At 65.9% G+C, this 21,632-nt stretch carries 17 protein-coding genes and 2 tRNA genes (1 of these 19 running past the window's edge); 12 read left to right on the forward strand and 7 right to left on the reverse strand.

The genetic code is table 11. From position 1 onward, the window contains the following. Window positions 1-4 precede the first annotated feature (4 nt). Window positions 5-967 (forward strand): GNAT family N-acetyltransferase, encoded by a 963-nt coding sequence (locus H5T77_RS00475; protein ID WP_292643863.1) that lies wholly within the window; start codon window positions 5-7, stop codon window positions 965-967. A gap of 27 nt (window positions 968-994) precedes the next feature. Here H5T77_RS00475 and H5T77_RS00480 read toward each other — a convergent pair whose 3' ends face one another. After that, window positions 995-1,654: an HAD family hydrolase gene (locus H5T77_RS00480; RefSeq protein ID WP_292643865.1), complete on the reverse strand. Its 660-nt coding sequence runs from the start codon at window positions 1,652-1,654 to the stop codon at window positions 995-997. 157 nt (window positions 1,655-1,811) lie between these two features. Between H5T77_RS00480 and H5T77_RS00485 the strand changes: the two genes are divergently transcribed. After that, the gene (locus tag H5T77_RS00485) at window positions 1,812-2,630 is read left to right on the forward strand and encodes an MBL fold metallo-hydrolase (protein ID WP_292643866.1); all 819 of its coding nucleotides are present in this window, start codon (window positions 1,812-1,814) and stop codon (window positions 2,628-2,630) included. On the opposite strand, the gene H5T77_RS00490 is transcribed toward H5T77_RS00485, so the two are convergent. Then, window positions 2,628-2,694, reverse strand: a tRNA-Ser gene (locus tag H5T77_RS00490). The genes H5T77_RS00485 and H5T77_RS00490 overlap by 3 nt on opposite strands. 618 nt (window positions 2,695-3,312) lie before the next feature. Here H5T77_RS00490 and H5T77_RS00495 point away from each other — a divergent pair. After that, window positions 3,313-3,666 (forward strand): peptidoglycan-binding domain-containing protein, encoded by a 354-nt coding sequence (locus H5T77_RS00495; protein ID WP_292643868.1) that lies wholly within the window; start codon window positions 3,313-3,315, stop codon window positions 3,664-3,666. Between the two features lie 140 nt (window positions 3,667-3,806). Then, on the forward strand, window positions 3,807-4,757 hold the full coding sequence (locus H5T77_RS00500) for an HNH endonuclease signature motif containing protein (protein WP_292643870.1): 951 nt from the start codon (window positions 3,807-3,809) through the stop codon (window positions 4,755-4,757). A 125-nt stretch (window positions 4,758-4,882) separates the two neighbouring features. Here H5T77_RS00500 and H5T77_RS00505 read toward each other — a convergent pair. Further along, window positions 4,883-4,956: transfer RNA gene (locus H5T77_RS00505), tRNA-Ile, on the reverse strand. Between the two features lie 40 nt (window positions 4,957-4,996). Beyond that, on the reverse strand, window positions 4,997-5,386 hold the full coding sequence (locus H5T77_RS00510) for a site-specific integrase (RefSeq protein WP_292643872.1): 390 nt from the start codon (window positions 5,384-5,386) through the stop codon (window positions 4,997-4,999). A gap of 51 nt (window positions 5,387-5,437) precedes the next feature. Here H5T77_RS00510 and H5T77_RS00515 point away from each other — a divergent pair, with 51 nt between their 5' ends. Genes H5T77_RS00515 through H5T77_RS00525 form a run of 3 tightly spaced genes read left to right on the forward strand, consistent with a single transcriptional unit; the run spans window position 5,438 to window position 7,738 of the window. Then, window positions 5,438-6,583 carry a hypothetical protein gene (locus tag H5T77_RS00515; RefSeq protein ID WP_292643874.1) on the forward strand — a complete coding sequence of 382 codons (1,146 nt, stop codon included), beginning with the start codon at window positions 5,438-5,440 and terminating at the stop codon, window positions 6,581-6,583. Next, window positions 6,580-6,930 (forward strand): cupin domain-containing protein, encoded by a 351-nt coding sequence (locus tag H5T77_RS00520; protein WP_292643876.1) that lies wholly within the window; start codon window positions 6,580-6,582, stop codon window positions 6,928-6,930. Before H5T77_RS00515 ends, H5T77_RS00520 begins: the two co-directional genes overlap by 4 nt. A 4-nt stretch (window positions 6,931-6,934) precedes the next feature. Beyond that, entirely contained in the window at window positions 6,935-7,738 is an 804-nt protein-coding gene (locus tag H5T77_RS00525; RefSeq protein ID WP_292643878.1) for a hypothetical protein, read from the forward strand. Between the two features lie 173 nt (window positions 7,739-7,911). Here H5T77_RS00525 and H5T77_RS00530 read toward each other — a convergent pair whose 3' ends face one another. Beyond that, window positions 7,912-9,243 (reverse strand): hypothetical protein, encoded by a 1,332-nt coding sequence (locus H5T77_RS00530; RefSeq protein WP_292643880.1) that lies wholly within the window; start codon window positions 9,241-9,243, stop codon window positions 7,912-7,914. A gap of 523 nt (window positions 9,244-9,766) precedes the next feature. On the opposite strand from H5T77_RS00530, the gene H5T77_RS00535 reads away from it, so the two are divergent. From H5T77_RS00535 to H5T77_RS00550, 4 genes are all read left to right on the forward strand, one after another. Then, window positions 9,767-14,566, forward strand: a complete 4,800-nt coding sequence (locus H5T77_RS00535; RefSeq protein ID WP_292643882.1) for a DEAD/DEAH box helicase — start codon at window positions 9,767-9,769, stop codon at window positions 14,564-14,566. Window positions 14,567-15,873: 1,307 nt separating this feature from the next. Beyond that, window positions 15,874-16,707 carry a CPBP family intramembrane glutamic endopeptidase gene (locus tag H5T77_RS00540; protein ID WP_292643884.1) on the forward strand — a complete coding sequence of 278 codons (834 nt, stop codon included), beginning with the start codon at window positions 15,874-15,876 and terminating at the stop codon, window positions 16,705-16,707. After that, window positions 16,704-17,879: a sensor histidine kinase gene (locus H5T77_RS00545; RefSeq protein ID WP_292643886.1), complete on the forward strand. Its 1,176-nt coding sequence runs from the start codon at window positions 16,704-16,706 to the stop codon at window positions 17,877-17,879. Before H5T77_RS00540 ends, H5T77_RS00545 begins: the two co-directional genes overlap by 4 nt. Next, window positions 17,876-18,535: a response regulator gene (locus H5T77_RS00550; protein WP_292643887.1), complete on the forward strand. Its 660-nt coding sequence runs from the start codon at window positions 17,876-17,878 to the stop codon at window positions 18,533-18,535. Before H5T77_RS00545 ends, H5T77_RS00550 begins: the two co-directional genes overlap by 4 nt. A 36-nt stretch (window positions 18,536-18,571) precedes the next feature. Here H5T77_RS00550 and H5T77_RS00555 read toward each other — a convergent pair whose 3' ends face one another. Both H5T77_RS00555 and H5T77_RS00560 read right to left on the reverse strand, forming a co-directional pair. Further along, the gene (locus H5T77_RS00555) at window positions 18,572-19,813 is read right to left on the reverse strand and encodes an MFS transporter (protein WP_292643889.1); all 1,242 of its coding nucleotides are present in this window, start codon (window positions 19,811-19,813) and stop codon (window positions 18,572-18,574) included. Between the two features lie 90 nt (window positions 19,814-19,903). Continuing rightward, on the reverse strand, window positions 19,904-21,364 hold the full coding sequence (locus tag H5T77_RS00560) for a serine/threonine-protein kinase (protein ID WP_292643891.1): 1,461 nt from the start codon (window positions 21,362-21,364) through the stop codon (window positions 19,904-19,906). A gap of 129 nt (window positions 21,365-21,493) precedes the next feature. On the opposite strand from H5T77_RS00560, the gene tyrS reads away from it, so the two are divergent. Further along, window positions 21,494-21,632 carry the 5' end (the start) of a tyrosine--tRNA ligase gene (tyrS, locus tag H5T77_RS00565; RefSeq protein WP_292643893.1) on the forward strand. The gene runs 1,133 nt beyond the window's last position, so the window shows 139 of its 1,272 coding nt (coding positions 1-139); its start codon is at window positions 21,494-21,496; its stop codon lies beyond the right edge, outside the window.

Here is a 21,632-nt window from a genome sequence, read left to right on the forward strand (position 1 = left end):
GCCCGTGTCTGTGATCGCCCCCGTCGACGTCCACGATGACACCGCTCTGAAGGCCTGGTACGCCGTGGAGGCGGCATCGATGGCTTTCGATCGACCCTACGCGTCACATCGCACCTTCGAGGCGCTGGCAAACTCCGTGCGTACCCTGCACGACCACGGCCGCCGCGTCCTTCTCGCCGCGAAGGAGCAGGGGGAGACGATCGGCATCGCCGAGCTCGATCTCCCCGAGGAAGAACGCAGCCACATCGTCGAGCTCGGCATCCATGTCCTGCCCGTGCACCGCTGGCGCGGGGTCGGCACCGAGCTGTGGCGGGCCGCCGACGACGTACGCCGCACCAGCGGCCGCACCCTGACGACCGCCGAGGTGACCATCCCCCCGAAGTCGTCCCTGGCCTTCGCCCGGGCGCTGGGCTTCAAGTCCGTACGCCGCGAGGACCACCTTGCCGCCGACCTCCCGCTGCGCCACAAGCCCTTCAACGTGCTCGGCTACGAGATCCTGATGTGGGAGGACCGCACCCCCGAGGACCTGCTCGCCCAGTTCGTCGGCCTGCGCAACCAGATGGGCAAGGAGATGCCCGGCAAGTCCGAGGAGGACGTGGTCGCTCACACCGCCGACCGCATCCGCTCGGCCGAGAAGAGCACCGCCCGCTCCTACGACCGCATCACCGCCGCCGCCCGCGAGATCCTCACCGGCGAGCTGGTCGGCTACTCGGTCATCTTCCTGGCCCACGGCAGCGTCGAGGCCATCCAGGACGACACCTTCGTCAAGACCTCCCACCGCGGCAACAAGCTGGGCCTGGCCCTCAAGGTGGCGACTCTCGCCGCCGTCCAGCGCGACCACCCCGAGCGCACCAGCATCCACACCTGGACCGACCCGTCCAACGACGTGATGCAGCGCATCAACAAGCAGTTCGGCTTCCGCAAGATCGAGCTCATGCACGAGGTCCAGCGCACCGATCGTTGGTAGCGGCGCGACAGCGACAGAAGGTTGCTTCTACGCCGGCGAACTGGCGACGGCGAGCTCGATCGCCTGCTGACACGTGTCGGCCGTCATCGTGGGAGCAAAGGCTTCCTCTTGCCATGGTCGCCCCCTGCGGACCCACACGCTGCGAAGGGACAGGTTGTACGCCCCGGCGATGTCGGCATGGGCTGAGTCTCCGATCATCCACGCGCCGTCGAGCTCTGTGCCTGCGCTGCGGGCTGCGTGGCGGAAGATCTCCGGGTCAGGCTTCTTGACGCCAACGGCCGCAGAGATGACCCAGGTGTCGACTTCCTCGTCGAGCTTCGTCAGACGCAGCTTTCGTTCCTGCTGCTCGACGTCTCCGTTGGTGACGACGGCAACCGTCCAACCTCCGGTGCGCGCGGCCTTCAGCGCCGCTGGCACCTGTGGGTCGACTTCGAGGTGGTCCGCCATACCCTGTCGCAGGTCGTTCACGAGTTCGCTGTAGGCCCTGGGGCTCAGGCCGAAGCGGTCACGGACCGACAGTGCCAGACGATCGCGCGGTTCGTAGCCGTCTGCGTCTGCGTGAACCAGCCATGCGACAGCCGAGGGGTCGGCCGGAACATATCGGCGGTGGAACAACTCGGCCCAGGTGCGGAACGCCGCAGCGCGATCCACCAATGTGTTGTCCAGGTCGATCATCAGGAGTGGCACCCACCGAAGCGTAGCGACGCGGATTGCCTGATGGTCGACCAACCAGTCGCGCCGTGTCCCGAGCGCGACCTTCGCCTACGCCCGCGACAGTAGTCGTCACCCGGGCGAACGAATTTTCGTTCGCCCGGCTCGCCTGGATCCCCGGTAGCATTCCGCCGTGCCAAACGAGCCCCTTCGCCTCACGGTCCTCGGATCCGCGACGCCCTACCCGAGCGTGGACAACCCATGCTCGGGCTATCTGGTGTCGAGCGGAGACTCACGGATCTGGGTGGACGCCGGCAGCGGCACGCTCGGCCCGCTGCAGCAGCACACGAGGCTTGATGAGCTCGACGCGATCTGGATCTCGCATCTTCACGCAGACCACAGCGCCGACCTGCTCACCGCCTACTACGGCGCCCTGTACGCCGACATCCGCCTGACCGCTCCCATCCCTCTCTACGGGCCGCCCGGAATCGCCGAGCGGCTGGCGGGATTCCTCACCAACTCATCGGCCCGCAGCCCGATCGAATCCGCGTTCGCCGTCACCGAGCTGAGCGACGGACACCAGGCCACCGTCGGCTCCCTCCGACTGACCACTCGGGCGGTCGTCCACGACGTCCCAGCCTTCGCCGTACGCATCGAAGCGGCCGGCCGCTCCTTGGTCTACTCCGGCGACTCCGCCCCCTGCCCGAGTCTCACCGAGCTGGCCGCAGGATGCGACGTACTGCTGTGCGAGGCCGAGAGCCCACACGCATCCGATGAGGGGGAGCAGGTGCACCACACCCCCGAAGACGCAGGCGACACCGCAACCGCCGGCCGGGCGGGCCGTCTGATCATCACTCACGTCGGCCGCGCGCTGACACCGCAAAAGGCGGTGGCGCGCGCCGCGGCCCGGTTCGACGGCCACGTCGCCCATGCCGACCCCGGCGCCACCTTCACGATCGGCGAGGCGCCGACACCCACGAATCCTGACGTCGGCGCCCGACCATTCTCGTAGGCCGTGCGGGGCTCGAACCCGCGACCCAAGGATTATGAGTCCTCTTGTTCCATCGCTCTGACCTGCGGGTTCCTCCAGATTTCCGTCGCCCATGACGCAGTGAGTACGCGATACCGCCCCGTTGGCTTCGCGAACCGTCCATGTTCCGAGTGGACCTCTCAGGCAAATCGGGTGGCTAGGGAAGTTTCGCCTGGCCCTGATCGCCTACCGGTGGTTAGTACGTACGCCAGCGTGCGTCAGATTCGCTGTGATGAGCAGGGCGATAGCGATCACGGATGCGATGCACCGGTGACATGGGCCGATCGTCGGGCGTACGCTCCGAGGTGTGGCTCCTCGATGGGTGAATCGGTGCCGCTCGGGGGCCTCGGCGTCGTTGCTCGTACTCCTATGCCTGCTGCTGCCCGCCTGCGGGTCCGGGCAGGAGGGAACGCAAACTTCGTCCGACGACGTCGCGCAGGAGTGCGGCCCGGACGAGGAGCCGGTCTGGGGATTCGGAGAGTGCGCTCCGGTCATCTCGGAGCTGACACCAACGCCTCCCGTGGAGACCACTCCACCAGAGTTGCAAGAACAATCGAGTTGGCTGGTATCGCCGCAGTACACGGCGATCATGAGGCTGCCTAGCGCGCCGGGATCGTACCTCAGCACGCACTTGCGAGCGGTTGCCTACCGTGAGGTCGCGATCGTGCAGTTGCTGCTGAACAACGTCGACTCGAGCGGCCTGGTTGTGGACGGCCATTACGGTCCCGCGACGCAGGTTGCGGTCAGCGCCTTCCAAGCGGCGCACGGTCACTTGGACGAAGACGGCGTGGTCGGCGAGCAGACCGCGATGGCCATCCTCGACGAGGTCGGCAAGCTCAACGTCGGCTCGGCGGGCCCGCCGACCCTGCCGCTTCCAGAAACACCGGCGATGCCCGACCTTCCGCCGGTCACTGTCCCCGACCGGAGCTACACCTTCGGTGGGACGCTCTGCGCGGATGGATGGGTGTCTTCCTCCAGCGGCCGGGGTACCTGTTCCTGGCACGGTGGAGTGAGTTGACGAGAGGTGGCTTCGAACTCTCAACCTCAGTGGTGCCCGTGCGGGCTCATGCAGTTGGGGATCTGGTCGTAGTGATCCCCCATGTCGGTGGGGCGCGCTAAGTTCGCCCGTTGTGATCACACCGAGCTGGGATGACGAGGATGGATGGCCCGTTGATGGGTGACCGGCGTCCGAATGCTGCCGCCGAGGCACTCCTGTTTGCAGTGTCGACGCGCTGCGCGTACCCGAACTGCAGGGTTCCGACAGTCAGTTTGACCGTCGACAAGAAGGCGAACAAGAACGTACAGGCGGCGCACATCGTGCCTGTTTCTCAGTCGATGCCGCGGTGGCGACCAATGGACGCGGCAGATCGTGACAACTACCAGAATCTCGTCCTGCTGTGTTCGGCGCACCATCTGATGGTGGACAAGGGACCCCGTGCTCGCGATTTCACCGAAGCCATGTTGCTGGCCTGGAAGGAGGAAGCCGAACATGATTTGCGGGAGAAGTTCGACGGTATCGACCGCTATACCTTCGAGGACGTAGAAGACATGATCGGCTTAGCGGCAGCCCAGGGCACCGAAGTGATCACGTCGGGTATTGGGAAGTTGGGAGCCAAGGTCGACTCGGCGACAGCGGAGATCCTGACGGTGCTCTACGAGCAATTCGCCGACAAGCACCGTGATTACGAGGTTGCCGCGATGCTGAACGCCGCGAGCGAGCGGCTCGCCTCGGAAGGTTTCGCTGAAACAGTGGGCCTCCTTGACCAGGCCTCGGATCGCTTGGCGAACCTCGATGATCAGGTCTCGGTGTTCGATGACACATTCAGACCCCTCAAGGAGTTCAAGCTCAACACCTTCGTCACCGCCGCAGACCAATCGAAGTCTGCTGCCGACACGCTCGAGGTCCACGCCAGGACTCTCTCGCACGCGATCGCACCCCGGGTTCAAGCCGCGCTCGACCCACACAGCCATCGCTGGCAGAGCCCCTTGGTGAACGCTACGACGCCGCGTATCGACAGAATGCACATCTTCCTTCTAGGCCTCGTGATCGGCGTCATCCTGTCAGTGGCCTTGGCCTGGGCCGTCGTCCGGATCGCTCATGCGTCGTAGCTGGGTTTCATATGCCGGGTCATCCGAGGATGAAAGCTTCCATACGACACCGATAGGACCCCAAAGGCAGGAAGTGCCGAGCGCGCGGTCCCCTGCGAACGGTGCGGGAACCGCGCTCGGCGCGGTAGGCCGTGCGGGACTTGAACCCGCGACTGGAGAATTATGAGTTCCCTGCTCTAACCAACTGAGCTAACGGCCCGGGCAGATCCTAGCGGCACGCCTCGGAGACTGTGCACGCACTACGCGGCTTCGTCGTCATCGGCGAGCGCCTGCTCGATCCGCATGCGCGCTGCCTCCTCCTGACCGTCGACGGCGTGGGCGTAGACCGTCAGGAGGACCGCCACGCTGTGGCCGGCCCACTTCGCCACGAGGGGCGGCGGCGTTCCCGCCGCGAGCCAGGTCGAGACCGCAGCGTGCCGGAGGTCGTACGCCCGGCGCGCGAGCGGCGACTTCTGCTCGTCCTCGGTGAACGCTTCGGCTCGAGCGTTCTTCATCACCCGGCCGACAGCAGAGAGTGGAACCGGGCGCGAGAGCGACTTGGGCAGCGTGTGGCCCCACTTGCCCACGCGCGTGACGAACAGCCGGCCGTCCGCGCCGGTCTCGTACGTGTCCAGGTGCCGGCGCAGCATCTCAACCAGCGGCGGAGGGAGAGGTACAGGCCGGGTGGATTTGCGGGCGCGGTGCTTCAGGCCGCGCTCCTCGCCGAGCTCGCCGTCGTCGGTCCAGTCCTTGCCGACGGCTTCGTCGGTCGGCATCCAGTCCGGATCGACCTCGACGACGCAGCCATCGACCTCACGATCCTCAGTGCCGATGACTGGATCAGCAGCGCAGTCGACCTCCAGGGGGACGAGGCCGGCCAGCGATTCACGTACGACCACGATGCCGCCGCGGTGCCGCGACCCGCTTCCGAGACCTGGCGGCGAGCAGCAGAGACAAGGCTCGCCGAATGCCTGGTCCAGGAGACCCGATTCGTCGACGGCCAGCTCTACCGGATGACCGGCTGGGAGCCGCGGTCTGACGGCGTGCGTACGTTCTTCACCACCGGGTCATTCGCTCAGTACGCGCTCACCGCCGATCTCCTCGAGGCCGAGACTCTCGCTGCCGTGCAGGCCGGGGAAGAGGCGCCCCCGCTGCGCGATCTGATGATGCCGACCGTCGAGTCCGTGCTCGAGCCGGGATCGCGCAACTGCATGGGAGGCGCGCTCGCTCTGACAGCTTTCGCGCGGTCGGCACAAGGCGCGCGCCCGGCCGACTTCGCCCTGATCATCCAGGAGCGCGGTGCGAAGGTCCTCAACGCGTCCCGGCGCCTCGCCGTGATCCCGAAGTGCTTCCACGAACCGACCTCAGAGCCGACCTGGGAAGTCAGTGTCGGCACGTCCCTCGCGCGCGAGCTCGAGGAGGAGCTCTTCGGCAAGGCAGAGGTCGACACGACCCTCGACACGCGTCGCAGGATCGATCCGATGCATCCGGATCTGCTGACCGGGCCGATGCGCTACCTGACCGAGGCTGGGCCGAGCGCCTGGTCGATGGAGTGCACGGGATTCGGCTTCAACCTCCTCACCGGAAACTACGAATTTCCGTGTCTTGTCGCCGTGCACGACGAGGGTTTCTGGCAGCGTTGTGGGGGTGACGTCGAGAGCAACTGGGAGTCCGAGCGGATCACCTTGGTCTCGTCACAGGACGAGGCCGGGCTGCGAGCTCTCACCCACAACCCAGCGTGGTCGGACGAGGGCCTCTTCGCCTTCGTCCTTGGCCTGCGACGTCTCCACGAGCTGCACCCCGAGCGCGTAGCGCTGCCCCACTTCGAGATTGGATTCACCCAGTGACGACCGCCTCAGGCAATGCGTACGATGACGGCGGAGAGCGCCGCGGCTGGCTCATCGGCCACTTCATCGACCCCGAGACGAGCCCGCTCCACTCAACCGACGTCGAGGTCAAGTGGGGCACGCACCAGGCCGGTGAGGAGCGCCACGAGTGGACCGTAGCCGAGGAGGAGGTCCGCACCACCATGGTCATGCTCCTCCGTGGCCACTTCGCCGTACGCCTCCCCGATGGCGACCAGGAGATGAAGCGCGAAGGCGACTTCGTCGTCTTCGGCCCCGGCACCTCCCACTCCTGGCAGGCATTCTACGACTCGATCGTCCTGACCGTTCGCTGGCCCTCGGTCGTCTGAGTCCATGTCTAAGAACGAGCACAAGACTGAATCTGGCGACATCGAGCACGAGGCGGCGGAGACGGCCGCGTCACAGCAGTCGGACGCCCAGGAATCGGATGGCAGCGGCGGACGCAACGCCATCTCCCTCGAAGAACTCCGTGAACGGGCGCGCAGTGCGCCTAAGGCATCACCATCCGAGTTGACCCAACGCCTCAGTGCGGCGGTGTCCAAACCCTTTGATGACTTCAATCGTCAGGTCGACTCCGCATTAAAGTTCACGCAGTCGCCAGCGATCACCCGCCTGGCCGAGCAGCAAGCAGCCATGGCGAAGTGGGGCGAGCAGAATCGCGTCGCGATGGAGGACCTTTCAACGAGCATCGCGGAGCAGAAGCAGCGCGAAGAGCAGCGTGCTGACGCCCAGGCCGAAGCCACCCTCGATATTGCGCGTGCACAACAGCGGCTCCAGGACCTTCAGGCGCAGGGAGTTGAGCTCGCCACCGCCCAGGCTGAGGCGACTGCAGAGGTTGCCCGAGCACAGCAGGAGACCCTGGCTGCAATCCACGAAGAGCTTGACGTGTTGCGGCAGCAGCACGCCACCCTTGAGGAGCAGGTGGACGGGCAGCGGAGCCTTATCAGCGCCAGCTGGGCGGGAGGCGTGATTATGGAGTGGACACTCCTAGTGGCGGTCATAGCGGCTGTTGCATCGGTCGCGCTCGGCGTCGCTGGCGACCGAGGCATCACGATCGCTGCCTGGATTTCGTTCGGCGTTGCAGTCTCTGCGGCCTGTGGCGTTTTGACCATCTCGCAGATCCGCCGGAAGCCATAACGAGTCCCGATAGAGCGCCCGGTGACGATCTCGCTGGCGTCCAGGTGGATTGGCTCCTAGGTGCCAAAAGCGCGAAACGAGAGGCCGTCACAGATCTGCGACGCACGGCGGATGTCAGAACGCGCGCGATCTGGGTATCAGTGCAGCAAGCCTGCGGTCGGGCTGCTGCGGTGTCATGGCAGAAGGTTGGTGCGGGCCCCCACGCGTCCCCGCGCCCGTCGCCATGTGCTGAGGAGTTCCCGCGGAGCGCTGTCCTGCAGTTTCGACAGGACGCCTGGTCGATGCGGTGCCGTCTGGTCGAAGGTGTCCAGGAAGGCGTCCAATTGAACAGGGTGGCCGTGCAACGCTCCGGCGTATACGAGTCCTACCGCTGCGAGAGACGCTTGGACGCTGCTGCTTGCGGTGCCGCGGCAGATGTCCTCGGTCTGAGGTCCACCCTGGGGTATCGAAGTCGGACTGACCATCGGAAGGCGCCCGAGTTTCTGCCACCAAGTTCGGACCATGTCGAAGATCTCGGAGGCGCAGACGAGCTTCTCCTCGGGCGCAATGCCTTGGAATGGCTCGCTCGCCGCAGTAGTGCTGATCAAAAGGCCGGCGGTGTCGAGTGCTGTCTGCGATGGCAGATCGGCCATGCGCGCTAGTGCCTGCGCGCCGATCATTCGTGCAGGCGACCCTGACCAGAGGTAGCCGTCAATCGCGCGTATGTCCTGGGCGCCGCGATCCCATTCGTCTGAGGGTCGTCCGAGTCCTCGGGCAAGTGCAGCGGTCAAGGCGACTGTGGCCGCAGAGGCTGACCAACCAGCGCCGCGTACGTCGAGGCGGCTCGGACGGGAACCGGCTTGTGCTTCTGCGAGTCTGAGGAGTAGTGGTGCCTCTGAGGTGAACCGGGCGAGCACCGAACCAGCGGAGTGGCGGGAGAGCGTCAAGATCGTTGGATGCACGATGTGGTTAGAAAGAACCGTGTACGTCTCCTCGTAGAGGAGCATCGCCAGCTTGCCGTCGGCAAAGGGCATGTGGCGGTCGAGTTCCTCGCAGATCGAGTACAGACTGCGGCCCTTGCGCACGTCTTGAAGTCGCGGCGCCAACGCATCCGAAATGATCGGAATGTCAGGCAGTAGGTCGATCCCCGCCAAGGACCGGCTCTCCTTGAAGCGCGTCTGCAGCCTCCGGGCGTATGTTTCGAGCCCTTTCATCATGCGATCTGCGATGTCTCCATCGTCGGAGAGCGCCAGGTACGACCCGACCAGGGCCGTCTCGACGCACATGCGAGCCACGGCTGTGGCCGCTTCTGGAGCCTTCTTCTCGATCGTCGTGAACTCCGTCTGGAGGTAGTGACATCGAGCTAGCGACAGTTGCGCCAATTGCAGGTCGGGCCGAGTCTCGTCGATGTCCTCTGTGAGGATCTCGACGGTGTCGCGCCAGACGTTCTTACGCTCGCTCTTGGGAGCAATCCATGGCCTAGCCCGATCGCCTGATTGGCGGGCGATGTAGACCGAAAGGCTCATCGGTCTGGGTCTGGATCGTCGCATCTGGCAGTCGTATCGTGGCCGGCGCATCTCGGGGTAGAGGCGCGGGAGTACATCCCTGATCTGTAGTACGACGCCGAGCCCGCCGATGGTGGGGAGTGAGGTGAGTTCAGCCGACGGTTTGATGCCGGGCTCATTCGGCCGAGGTCTAGTCCGCAGGTTCGATCAGGTCGCCGTGCAACCAGCGCTGACTAACGTCCCACTGGCCAGTGGCTGGGGTATGACTGGCGTAGATGACGAGGCCCTCCCACTTTGAGACACCGCCACGGTCGCGCTTCGGCCGCCACTCGAGCAGGATTGCGGGGCACCGAGTGTGGCCGAACCGAACAAAGCAGTGCCTCGGCGGACGAAATCGCCAGTCCTTCGCAGCTAGTTCGGGGATCGTGCTCACTCCAGCACGATAGAACATATGTTCGATCGTGCGGATTGTGGGATCGACTCGATGTCCGTCGAGCCTCCCCAAGATAGAGGATGGGCGTCCGGACTCCGCACAATCCGGAGCGTGGTCGTCTGGATCATCGCTCGCGTGTCCGTGACGATTAATGAGGTACTCGGGGAACTGCGCGCTACAGCGTTGGACGAGCGGGACAAGGGTGACAAGTTCGAGCGACTGATCAAGGCGTACCTGAAGACTGATCCGGAGTGGGCCGCTCGCTTCTCTGACGTGTGGCTGTGGCCGGAGTGGCCCGGACGCCACGGGGTCGCGGACATCGGCGTCGACCTGGTCGCGAAGAACAGGGACGTCGACGGTTTCTCGGCGATCCAGTGCAAGTTCTACGACGCTGAGAAGAAAGTCGCCAAGAGCGACATCGACTCATTCCTCGCAGCTTCGATGCGGCCGGACTTCGGCTTTTCCCAGCGCTACGTCTTCGATACGGCGGCCGGGTGGTCGCACAACGTCGAAGCCGAGGTGCAGGGCGTGGTACAGCGCGTGGACATTGCCTACCTCGACGATGCTGCGATCGACTGGGAGCAGTTTCGCTGGGAGACGCCTGAGGTCGTCGTACCCACAGGCAAGAAGGTCCTACGGCCGCACCAGGAGCGTGCTTTGGAGGACGTCTTCAAGGGCCTGCAGACCTACGATCGCGGAAAGCTCGTCATGGCCTGCGGAACGGGCAAGACGTTCACCAGCCTGAAGATCGCGGAGCACCTGGCGGGCGCCGGCCAGTCAGTACTCTTTCTCGTCCCGAGCATCCAGTTGCTGTCCCAGACCCTGCGTGAGTGGATGGCCAACGCCGAGGTCGGCATCCGCCCGCTGGCGGTCTGTTCGGACGTACGCGTCGGTCGCAAGACCAGCACGGACGACGCCGATATGTCGACGATCGACCTGACCGAGCCTGCCACGACGGACGCCGACACTCTGATTGCTCGGCTCAACGTCGGCAAGCATGCGACGGAGCGGATGACGGTCGTCTTCTCGACCTACCAATCGATCGATGTGATCGCGGAGGCGCAGAAGAAGGGGCTGGGGGAGTTCGATCTGGTCATCTGCGACGAGGCGCACCGCACGACAGGCGTGACCCTCGCCGGCGGCGATGACTCGGCGTTCGTCAAGATTCACGACAACCAAGCGATCGCGGCGACGAAGCGTCTCTACATGACCGCCACGCCGCGGGTGTTCGGGGAGGACGTGCGCCGCAAGGCCAAGGAATCTGAGGCGATCCTCGCCGACATGAACGACGAGACGCTCTTCGGCCCCGAACTGCACCGTCTCGGGTTCGGTGACGCGGTAGAGGCCGACCTGCTCACCGACTACAAGGTCCTGGTGCTGGCCGTCGATGAGCAGTACGTCGCGGAGAACTTCCAACAGGCGATGGCTGAGTCCGGGGAGATCAAGCTCGATGACGCAGCGAAGCTGATCGGTTGCTGGAACGGGCTCTCGAAGCACTTCCGTCAGGACGAGGCCGGCAACATCGACAGCACGCCGATGAAGACCGCCGTCGCGTTCGCGAAGGACATCAAGACCTCCCAGCTCGCCGCGGACAGTTTCCCGGTCCTCGTCGATCGTGCGCTCCAAGACGAGGCAGGGGACAGGGGAGCGCTGCGGGTCGAGGCCCGGCACGTCGACGGCACGATGGGCATCCACGAGCGCAATGGCCACCTGACGTGGCTGAAGGACGAAGCGCTGCCGGACATCTGCCGCATCCTGACCAACGCACGGTGTCTCTCCGAAGGCGTCGATGTTCCCGCCCTCGATGCCGTTCTGTTCCTCACTCCTCGCGGCTCCCAGGTCGATATCGTCCAGAGCGTCGGGCGGGTGATGCGGAAGGCACCAGGCAAGGAGCTCGGCTACATCGTGCTCCCGATCGTGGTCCCCTCCGGCGTTTCTCCGGAGGTGGCACTGAAGGACAACGAGCGTTACAAGGTCGTGTGGCAGGTGCTCCAGGCGCTGCGGTCCCACGACGATCGCTTCCACGCGATGATCAACCAGATCGAACTGAACAAGAAGCGCTCGGACCGGATGATCATCGACAACGTCACCCCAGGTCAGGATGCCGAAAGTCTTCGGGGGAAGGAGGGTGCTGCCAGCTCGGAGCAGATGGCCGTCGCCCTCGGCTTCGACGGCTTCCGAGACGCGATGTACGCCCGGATCGTCCAGAAGGTCGGCGAGCGGAAGTACTGGGACACCTGGGCCAAGGACGTCGCCGACATCGCCCAGAAGCACGTCGTTCGGATCAAGGGCCTGCTCGCCGACAAGGAATCGAACCAGGCCAAGGAGTTCGACGCCTTCCTAGCCGGTCTGCGCGGCTCGCTGAACGAGTCGATCACCGAGGCCGACGCGATCGACATGCTCTCCCAGCACCTGATCACCCGGCCGATCTTCGAAGCACTCTTCGAGGGCTACCAGTTCGCCCAGACGAACCCGGTTGCCCGGATCATGGAGCTCATGCTCGCCTCGCTCGACGAGCACCCGCTCGCCGCCGAGAACGCCCCACTCGAGGCCTTCTACGATTCCGTACGCCGCCGGGTCGCTGGCGTCGACAACGCCGAGGGCAAGCAGCGAATCCTGATCGAGCTCTACGACAAGTTCTTCGCCACCGCGTTCAAGCGCACCGTCGACAAGCTCGGCATCGTCTACACCCCGGTCGAGATCGTCGACTTCATCCTTCGCAGTGCCGACGACGTGCTCCGCCAGGAGTTCGGCCAGGGCCTCACCGACGAAGGCGTCCACATCCTCGACCCCTTCACTGGCACTGGCACCTTCATGGTCCGCCTGCTCCAGTCCGGCCTGATCGAGAAGCACGACCTCGCCCGCAAGTACGCCAACGAGCTGCACGCCTCCGAGATCCTCCTGCTGGCCTACTACATCGCCACAATCAACATCGAGACGACGTACGCCAACCTCACCGGCGAGACCAAGGAGTACCCCGGCCTCGTCCTGACCGACACCTTCCAGTCCTGGGAGCCCGACGACACCCCGGACCTGGAGATCTTCGCCGAGAACAACGAACGCCTCCAGCACCTCAAAGACCTCCCGATCACCGTCATCGTCGGCAACCCGCCCTACTCCTCAGGCCAGGACAGTGCCAACGACAACAACGCCAATGAGAAGTACCCCTCCCTCGATGAGGAGATAAGGAAGACGTACGCCGAGCGGTCTACGTCGTCATCGGTTAGAACGCTCTACGACTCTTACATCCGCGCGATCAAGTGGGCCACCCTGCGGATCCACGACCGCGGAGTCATCGCATACGTCACTAACGGCGGCTTCCTTGACTCCAACAGCGCTGACGGGTTGCGTAAGACGCTGGCCGAAGAGTTCTCATCGATCTATGTCTACAACCTCCGTGGCAACCAGCGCACCGCTGGCGAGCAGTCGCGGAAGGAGGGCGGTAAGGTCTTCGGCGGCGGTAGCCGCGCCACAGTCGCCATCACTGTGCTTGTGAAGGACCCAGCGAAGTCGGGTCCTGCCACGATCCACTACACCGACATCGGCGACTACCTCACTGCTGAGCAGAAACTCGCGAAGGTCGCAGCGGCTGGGACGGTCACGGTGCTTGAACCCGTCGCTCATATCACCCCGAATGCGCATGGCGACTGGCTGAACCAGCGCCGTGATGACTTCGGCAGATTTCTGGCCTTGGCGCCAGCGAAACAGTCCGCGAGCATCTTCGGGATCTCGACCTTCGGCCTTACTACCAACCGCGACGCATGGTGCTACAACTTCTCTTCGAATCGTTTGATCAACTCGATTCAGACACTCGTGGCGACTTACCGCGAGGCTCTGGCTGGTGTGACGGTCGACGATCCACGGCGGATCAGTTGGTCACGTTCGCTTCGATCGCGTCTAGCGAGGGGACGCGATCTTGACGAGGCATCCCACGACTACGTGAGGGGGAGCGTCTACAGGCCCTTCACCCGAGTCCGGGCCTACTTCTACTCTCCGCTCAACGAGGTGCAGGCCAAGGCTGCGCAGGTCTTCCCGGCTCGGGCCGATAACAGCGTGATCTACCAAGTCGGTATGGGATCCGATGTTCCATTCTCGACGCTCCTCTTGGATTCATTGCCTGACCTCCACGTGACCGGGGCGGGTAGTGGTGGCGCAGTGTTTCCACGCTGGCGATATGAGGAGGTCGATGAATCAGGGATGCTCGACCTTGGCGGCGAGGGCGGGGTGGTCGATGGGTACCGCAAGATCGACAACATCACCGATGGGGCGCTTAAGCGGTTCCGGGCGGCGTACGGCTCTGAAGCTTCTGGCTCGTCGATCACCAAGGACGAGATCTTCTTCTACATCTATGGACTGTTGCACAGTCCGGAGTACCGCGAGACGTACGCGGCGGATCTGAAGAAGATGTTGCCGCGGATCCCGTTCGTGCGGGACTTCGCCGGCTTCTCGGAGGCCGGCCGGAGGCTGAGCGAGCTGCACCTGGGATACGAGTCGGTGAAGCCGTACCCGCTCGACGGGCTCGACGTGGAGCCGGTCGGCGATGCGTACGATTTCTTCGCGGTCAAGGACAAGAAGATGGCGTTTGCGAAGGTGCGGGTGGACGGGAAACTGGTCGCGGACCGGTCGACGATCAAGTACAACGACCGAATCACGGTGTCCGGGATCCCGGAGGAGGCGTATCGGTACACGCTCGGCAGCAGGTCGGCGATCGAGTGGATCATCGACCGCTACTGGATCAAGACTGACAAGGCCTCCGGCATCGTCAACAACCCCAACGACTGGTCCCGAGAGGTCGGCTACCCGCGCTACATTCTCGACCTGCTCGCGCGCATCGTCACTGTTTCCGTCGAGACGATGAAGATCGTCGACTCGCTGCCGTCGCTGGACGTCATCACAGGAGACGAGAACTAGCCCGGATCGTTCACGGCGATCCGGGCTAACTACTGGTCATCCTGAGCGGGTCAGGCTCATGACGGAGGCATCGGCTGGGATGAACACCTGCGAGCGGTCCGCCCTGTCGCAATAATGCGGAGGTGGCACCGGCACCGGACTTCGCGAGACGCGCACTACTCCTTCGGCTCGACGAGGTCGACGTTAGCCATCTGAGTTCGTTGGACCGGTACGGCATAGCGCACCTGACGGAGCGGGCGAAATACGTTGACGTCATCAAGCAGCACGGTGGCGAGTGTCAGGAGAAGGTATGCATTATGCCCACGCGGCGGATCGCCCGTGGTGCGCCCTGGCACCTTGCACACGACCACGCTCGAGGTGGCCGAGACGACTATCTCGGACCGACACACCCAGAGTGCAACCAATACGAGGCTCTCGTGGGCGGCGTTACCTGGCCCGGGTCGCCGACAGCCGAACGACTGCTCGAGATGGTTCGCTCGCCTGACCATGGGTTGGTGCTCGGGTCGACCCCGCGCGCGTGCTCGTCCTGCTTCCTCTTCACGCCGCTGAATGACGACGGCGTCTGCGACGAATGCACACACTAACGAGCGGCCCTCCCCATACGCGGGTTATCCAGTTTGGATGCTGACGATCGCTGGGGCCGGCCTCTACACCGAATCCGTAGGAGTTTCCCTGCCGGCGGGCACCCCAATGCTGCCGGCGCCGAGGGTCACCACGACATCCGGCACGTCAGGGTGTCGGAGCTGGATCGCGGACCAGGTGGCCTCAAGCGCTGCGACCAGCGCGCTGGCGTCCAAAGCGGCGTTGACTCCTAGGTGTCAATCAATCGACGCCGGTGAGCGTACGACCGCCAGGAGGACAACGACCGGGGCGCGCGAGTACGTGAATAGTACGTAGCCCCGTCGCTAGATATGTCGAACAATAGTTCGATCTGGACAGAATCAATCGGCCTCTGACCTGGAGAAAGGCCGGTTACGGTGCCAACTGTCCCGTGAGGCCGCGACCTGCGAGGAAGGGCCCTTTCGGCATTATGAGTCCTCTGCTCTAACCGACTGAGCTAACGGCCCGCCCAGAGCCTAGCGGGGGGACGTCAGTTGTTGCGCACAGGTCATCCGATCCGGAACCAGGATCGGTCGGTCTAAGCGATCTAGCAGCGCGATCACTGGCCTGCGCAGGGCATTCTGTCTGTCCCCCGTACGAGCTACCTGCGAGTGTCCACCGTGCGGTGATGATTCCGGGACGGCCGGATCCATATCGTCGAGGTAGTCCGCGGCGCTCCCGCCGCGGCTTCTCACAGAGGAGTCCTCGTGCGTCTGGTATGGCAGCTCTTAGCAGTTTCGGCGGTCTGGATCCTCGGCACCCTGGGCACTGATGCGATGAAGGACAACCCCTGGGCTGCGCTCGTCGCCGGCCTACTGACGGCCGTCGTCGGGGTCCTGGTCTACGGCTGGGTGGTGCGGCGGACCGAGCACCGGGCTCCCGTCGAGGTGGCGCTGGAGGGGGCAGGTGCAGGGGTCGGCTGGGGCACGTTGCTCGGCATCGCGCTGTTCGGGGCAGTCATCGCGAGCATCGCCTTCTTCGGTGACTACACGATCAACGGCTTGGGCTCGCCGGCGAGCGCTGTCGCCCTGCTGGGGATCATGGCTGGTGCCGCAGTGACCGAGGAGCTGGTCTTCCGAGGTGTCCTGTTCCGGAACATCGAGCTCTGGACCGGGACCTGGATCGCGCTCGTACTGACCGGCTCGCTGTTCGGCCTGATCCACCTGCTCAACCCGAACGCCACCCTGTGGGGTGCCGTCGCCATCGCCATCGAGGCAGGCGGGATGCTGACCGCGGCATACATCGCCACCCGCAAGCTGTGGGTGCCGATCGGTCTGCACCTCGGCTGGAACATCGCCGGAAGTGCCATCTTCAGCACGGAGGTGTCCGGCAGCAACACCGCACAGGGTCTGCTGGACGCGACGATGTCAGGTCCCACCCTGGTCACGGGCGGCAGCTTCGGGCCGGAGGGCAGCATCTACGCAGTGGTGCTCGGCGTACTGGCCACCGGCGTCTTCATGTGGCTGGCCTACCGACGTGGTCACGTGGTCCCCGTGCGCCGCTCGGCCCGGACGGACCTGGCCGATACGCTCTCCCGGTGACCGAACTCCGTCGGGTCCTGGACCGGTGGCGTCAGCTCGACGTCACGGTCCGGGATCTGCCGCTCGCACTGCCGCTGGCGGTCGCATCGTTCGTGCCGGCGTACCACGGGCTGGGGACGGAGGTCGGCGCGCTGCCGACCCGTCCCTTCGACGCGCTGGCCGTCGTCGCGATCGTCCTCCAGTCCTTCCCGCTCGCCCTTCGCCGGCGGTGGCCGGCCGCCTGCCTCGTCCTGGTGTCGCTCGGCTTCGTCCTCGACCAGCTCCGGGGCTACCACACGTTGTCCGGCGCCGGGCTCGTGATCGCGCTGCTGAGCGCGGGTGCCTACCTGGAACACCGTCGCCGCACGATCGCGATCCTCCTCACGGGTGCCTACGTGCTGCTGGCGCTCGCGCTCGACCTGCTCGGCGGGGCCGAGCGGGCGGTCGGGTACCTGACGTTCTACCTGGTGCTGGCCCTCGTGTGGGCCGTCGGCTCCTGGCTACGCTCCACCCGGGCCGCCGAGAACGAACGGCGCCTTCGGGTCGCCGAGGAGACCCGCACCGCAGAACGCACCCGGATCGCCCGCGAGCTGCACGACGTCGTGACGCACCACGTGACAGCGATGGTCGTGCAGACGGAGGCTGCCAAGTACCTGACCGGCGCTCCCGACCGGCTCGACGAGACGCTCGATGCCGTCACCGACACGGGCCGGCGGGCGATCGGCGACCTCCGGAACCTGCTGGACCTGCTCGACCCAGGACACGACGGCGCGACCCGGGCGCCGTCAATCCGGGACGTACGCACGCTCGTCGAGCAGACGCGTCAGGCCGGGCAGCCGGTGGAGCTCACGGAGGAGGGCACGCCGTCCGAATCCGCCGGGAGCGCGGAGCTGGTCGCCCACCGAGTGGTGCAGGAGGCTCTGACGAACGCGCTCAAGCACGCACACGGCAGCCCGACAGCGGTCGGCATACGCTATGACGAACGGGAGATCACCGTGGAGATCCGCACTGCCGGGACCGGGCCTGAGCAGGCCCCCAGCGGCACCCGCCCGCGCTCGCACGGCGGTAGCGGCCGGGGCCTCGCCGGGTTGCGGGCACGGGTGGACGCCCTCGGTGGCGAGTTCGCCGCAGGCCGCGGGGCCGACGGCGGATTCGTCGTCCACGCGCGCATCCCCACCGGGAGGCCGGCATGAGTGCGCCGATCCGGGTCCTGGTCTGCGACGACCAAGCGTTGATCCGCACCGGGTTCGCGACGATCATCGACGCCCAGCCCGACCTCGAGATGGTGGGCGAGTGCGGGGACGGGCGGGCCGCCGTCGACCTCGCTCGACGACTGAACCCGGACGTCGTGGTGATGGACGTCCGGATGCCGGTGCTCGACGGGATCGAGGCGACCCGCCTGATAGCCGGCGCCGGGGTGGCGCACCCCGTCAAGGTGCTTGTGGTGACGACGTTCAATCTCGACGAGTACGTCTACGAGGCGCTGCGCGCCGGCGCCAGCGGGTTCCTGCTCAAGGACGCACCGACGCCGCAGCTGCTGCATGGCATCCGCACGGTCGCGACCGGGGCGGCGCTGCTGGCACCCGAGGTGACGCGGAAGCTCGTCGGCAAGTACGCCGCCCGGATCCGCCCCGCCGAGAGCGCGGCCGCCGACACCGCGCTGACACCGCGAGAGCTCGAGGTGCTGCGCCTGATCGCCAACGGCCTGTCCAACAGCGAGATCGCCGCAACGCTGGTGATCAGCCAGGAGACCGTCAAGACGTACGTGTCGCGCATTCTGACCAAGCTCGACCTGCGGGACCGCGTCCAAGCGGTGATCCATGCCTACCGCAGCGGCCTCGTGACCTGAGGAACAGGCCCAGGCGGCAACCGATGGCCTCGTCTTTCAGACCCCGGCCTGACCTTTTTGCTGCGTGAGCTCGTCGCCGGCCCCGGCCGAGGCGCCTCCGGTGGACAGCGTGATCAGCGCGGCGACCGCGATGGCCGCCGCGGTGACGACGACGGTCGCGGACCAGCCGACCAGTTCGACCGCGGCCGAGCCGAACGCGGTCCCGAGACTCCCACCGACGAAGTAGACCAGCATGTACGTGCTGTTGTAGCGCGCAGGGGCAGCGGGGTCGATGGCCAACACGGTGCTCTGATTGGCCACCTGAGCGGCGAAGAGTCCGGCATCGAACAGGGCAAGGCATGCCAGCGTCGCGATGGTGCTCGACAGCGCGAAAGTCAGGGCCGTAGCCGAAGCCCCGGCGACGGTCAGACCCACCAGGATCACCCGCCTGGCTCCCACCCGATCCGTCCAGGCGCCGGCGGCCTGAGCAGCCAGGATGCCGGACAGCCCGGCCAGCGCGAAGAGTCCGATCTGCGCAGCGGAATAGGCGTACGGTGGCTCCGACAGGGCTACTGCGAGACCTGCCCATACGGCGCAGAACGCGAAGAACCACAGGGCGCCGCGGGCCCCTGCGAGCCGGAGCACGGTGTCGCGCAAGAGCAGTCCCGGCAATGACCGAAGCGTCGCGAGGTACCCACGTGTGGACGTTCCCCGCACGGCCGGGAGGGCCAACACCGAACAGACCGCGACGATCGCGCAGGCGGCCGCGAAGACCAGGACCATGTTGCGCCAGCCGATCTCTTCAGCAAGCCAGCCGCCGACGATCCGACCTGCCAGGATGCCGACCGAGATCCCGGCGGTGACGATACCCAGCACGGTGCCGCGCCGGTGTGTGGGCGCGAGCCGGCCGGCCACCGAGCTCAGGCCGGCTCCCACAACCGAGCAGGCTCCGGCAACACCGATCAGCAACCCCAGCACCAGGAGGTTGCTGATCACAGCGGTCAGGGCCAGTGCCAGCGACAGGACCCCGAACTGGATCCCGAGCACGCGCCTCGGAGACCAGCGGTCGACCAGCGGAACCAACAGGCCCAGCCCCGACATGTAGCCCACAGGCCCGAAGGCCAGGGCCATGCCGACAGCTGTGATCGAGGAGTCGAACGAGTGTGCAACGTCGGCTATCGCGGGCTGTAGCGGGTAGATCGTCGAGGTCCCCAACGCCGCCGCAAGCGCCATGAACCAGACGACTGAGCCGCGCAACGGCGCGACAGCGGGAGCCTCAGCGGCGATGTCAGTACTCATGACGACCGACTGTAGGTAGCGGCATCGCAGCACGCTGGCCGGAAACGGACATCACCGTCTGGCCGGGTTCCTATCAGCTCAGGACCCGCCTCAACCCTCGCTGTTGATGAGGTACTTCCCGTCGGCGTAGACGAGTCCCAACGTCACGGTGCCGCCGTCCTGGCGGCCATCCTTCATCGTGTACCTGTAGGTGTAGGTCACCTTGAGCGGGTCGACGCTGGGGGAGACCGAGACCACGCTGGTGCTCGCGACGCCGCCCCACCAGGCGCGATAGCCCTCGATGCCGCCGCTGCTGGCCTGGAACGCCGGGGTCAGCATCGAGCTGAAGGTGCCGTCGGGGTTCGCGGGCGCGGAGTCGAGATAGCTGCGGATGAAGGCGTCGACGCCCTCGGCGGTCGCGCCGGCGGTCTCGCTCGCCGAGGGGCTCTCGCTGGGGGAGGGGCTGGTCGTCTCGCTGGGCGTGGGCTCCTCGGAGGATTCCTCAGCGGACTCCTCCGGCTGCTCGTCCTCGGCCGGCTCTTCGTTCGGCTCCGACAACGGCGATCCAGAGGCGGTCGGCGCCGGGTCGGCCTTCGGGTCGTCGCCCCGGTTGGCCCACAGGGCCCCACCGATCAGCAGCACCAGCGCCGCGGCGACGGCGGCGACCACGACCGGCAACCATCGACGCCGCGCCGGTGCGCTGGTCGACTGTGCCTGGCCCGAGGGCGCTGCGGTCGACGGCTTCGCAACCGCGGCGAGCGTCTGCGTACGCAGCGCGACCGGCTCCAGCTTCTCGTCCGGGAGCCGCCCCGCGAGGAAGTCGACGACGTCCTCGGCCGACCACCGCTCGGCGGGGTCGTAGGCCATCGTGTGCTCGAGCAGCGGCGCGAGCCGACCGGCCAGCGGCGTACGCGGCGGGTCCTCGTGAACGACCCGATAGAGCGTCGCGAGCGCGTTGTCACCGATCCCATAGGGAGGCTCGCCCGTCAGCGCCTGGAAGAGCGTGGCCCCGAGCGACCACATGTCGCTGGCCGGCGTCGCCCGCCCGCCGGTGGCGATCTCCGGAGCCAGGTACGCAGGCGAGCCGGTGACCTGTCCGGTCTGAGTGGTCTGGGAGTCGACGCCACGCGCGATCCCGAAGTCGGTCAGCTTGGCGCGGTCGGCGCGGCCGACCACGATGTTGGCAGGCTTCACGTCGCGATGGACGATGCCGGCGGCGTGCGCGGAACGCAGCGCGGAGGCGACTTGACCGGTCAGCCTCGCAGCGTCCTCGACGGACATCGGGCCGTCGTCGCGCACCATGTGGGCGAGGGTCTTCCCCTCGACGTACTCCATCACCAGCCACGGCTTGTCGTCGTCGCGCACCAGATCGAAGACGGCGACCACGTTCGGGTGGACCAGGCGTGCGGCGAGCTGTGCTTCGCGTTCGACCGCGGCATCAGACACGCCGTCGAGTGAGATCAGCTGCTTGAGCGCAACCGAGCGCCCCAGGACCTCGTCGGTGGCGAGCCAGACGGCTCCCATTGCTCCCCGGCCGAGCTCCCTCTCGAGCCGGTACCTCCCTGCGATCACCCAGTCCCCTCAAATCTCGTCCACGTTCGCCAGGTCAACTCTAGGGGGTGTCGCCTACTACCCTTGCTTCCGGGACAGCCCGCTCCGGGCCCCGAAAACACCACCTGAGAACGATCTGAAAGGCACCACGTGTCCATCGATCCCACACTCCTCGACGACCTCGAGTGGCGAGGTCTCATCGCCGACTCGACGGACCGCGACGCGCTCCGAGAAGCGCTGGCCGGCGGGAGTGTGAAGTTCTATATCGGGTTCGACCCCACCGCGCCGA

Source organism: Nocardioides sp., from assembly GCF_014360585.1.
Taxonomy (GTDB): Bacteria; Actinomycetota; Actinomycetes; order Propionibacteriales; family Nocardioidaceae; genus Nocardioides.

Coding starts and splice junctions, on each gene's coding strand:
- H5T77_RS00510 (WP_292643872.1), bottom strand. CDS start 5,386: ATGCTGCGCCGGCACCTGGACACGTACGAGACCGGCGCGGACGGCCGG.
- H5T77_RS00555 (WP_292643889.1), bottom strand. CDS start 19,813: ATGAGTACTGACATCGCCGCTGAGGCTCCCGCTGTCGCGCCGTTGCGC.
- H5T77_RS00550 (WP_292643887.1), top strand. CDS start 17,876: ATGAGTGCGCCGATCCGGGTCCTGGTCTGCGACGACCAAGCGTTGATC.
- H5T77_RS00525 (WP_292643878.1), top strand. CDS start 6,935: ATGTCTAAGAACGAGCACAAGACTGAATCTGGCGACATCGAGCACGAG.
- H5T77_RS00500 (WP_292643870.1), top strand. CDS start 3,807: ATGGATGGCCCGTTGATGGGTGACCGGCGTCCGAATGCTGCCGCCGAG.
- H5T77_RS00530 (WP_292643880.1), bottom strand. CDS start 9,243: ATGAGCCTTTCGGTCTACATCGCCCGCCAATCAGGCGATCGGGCTAGG.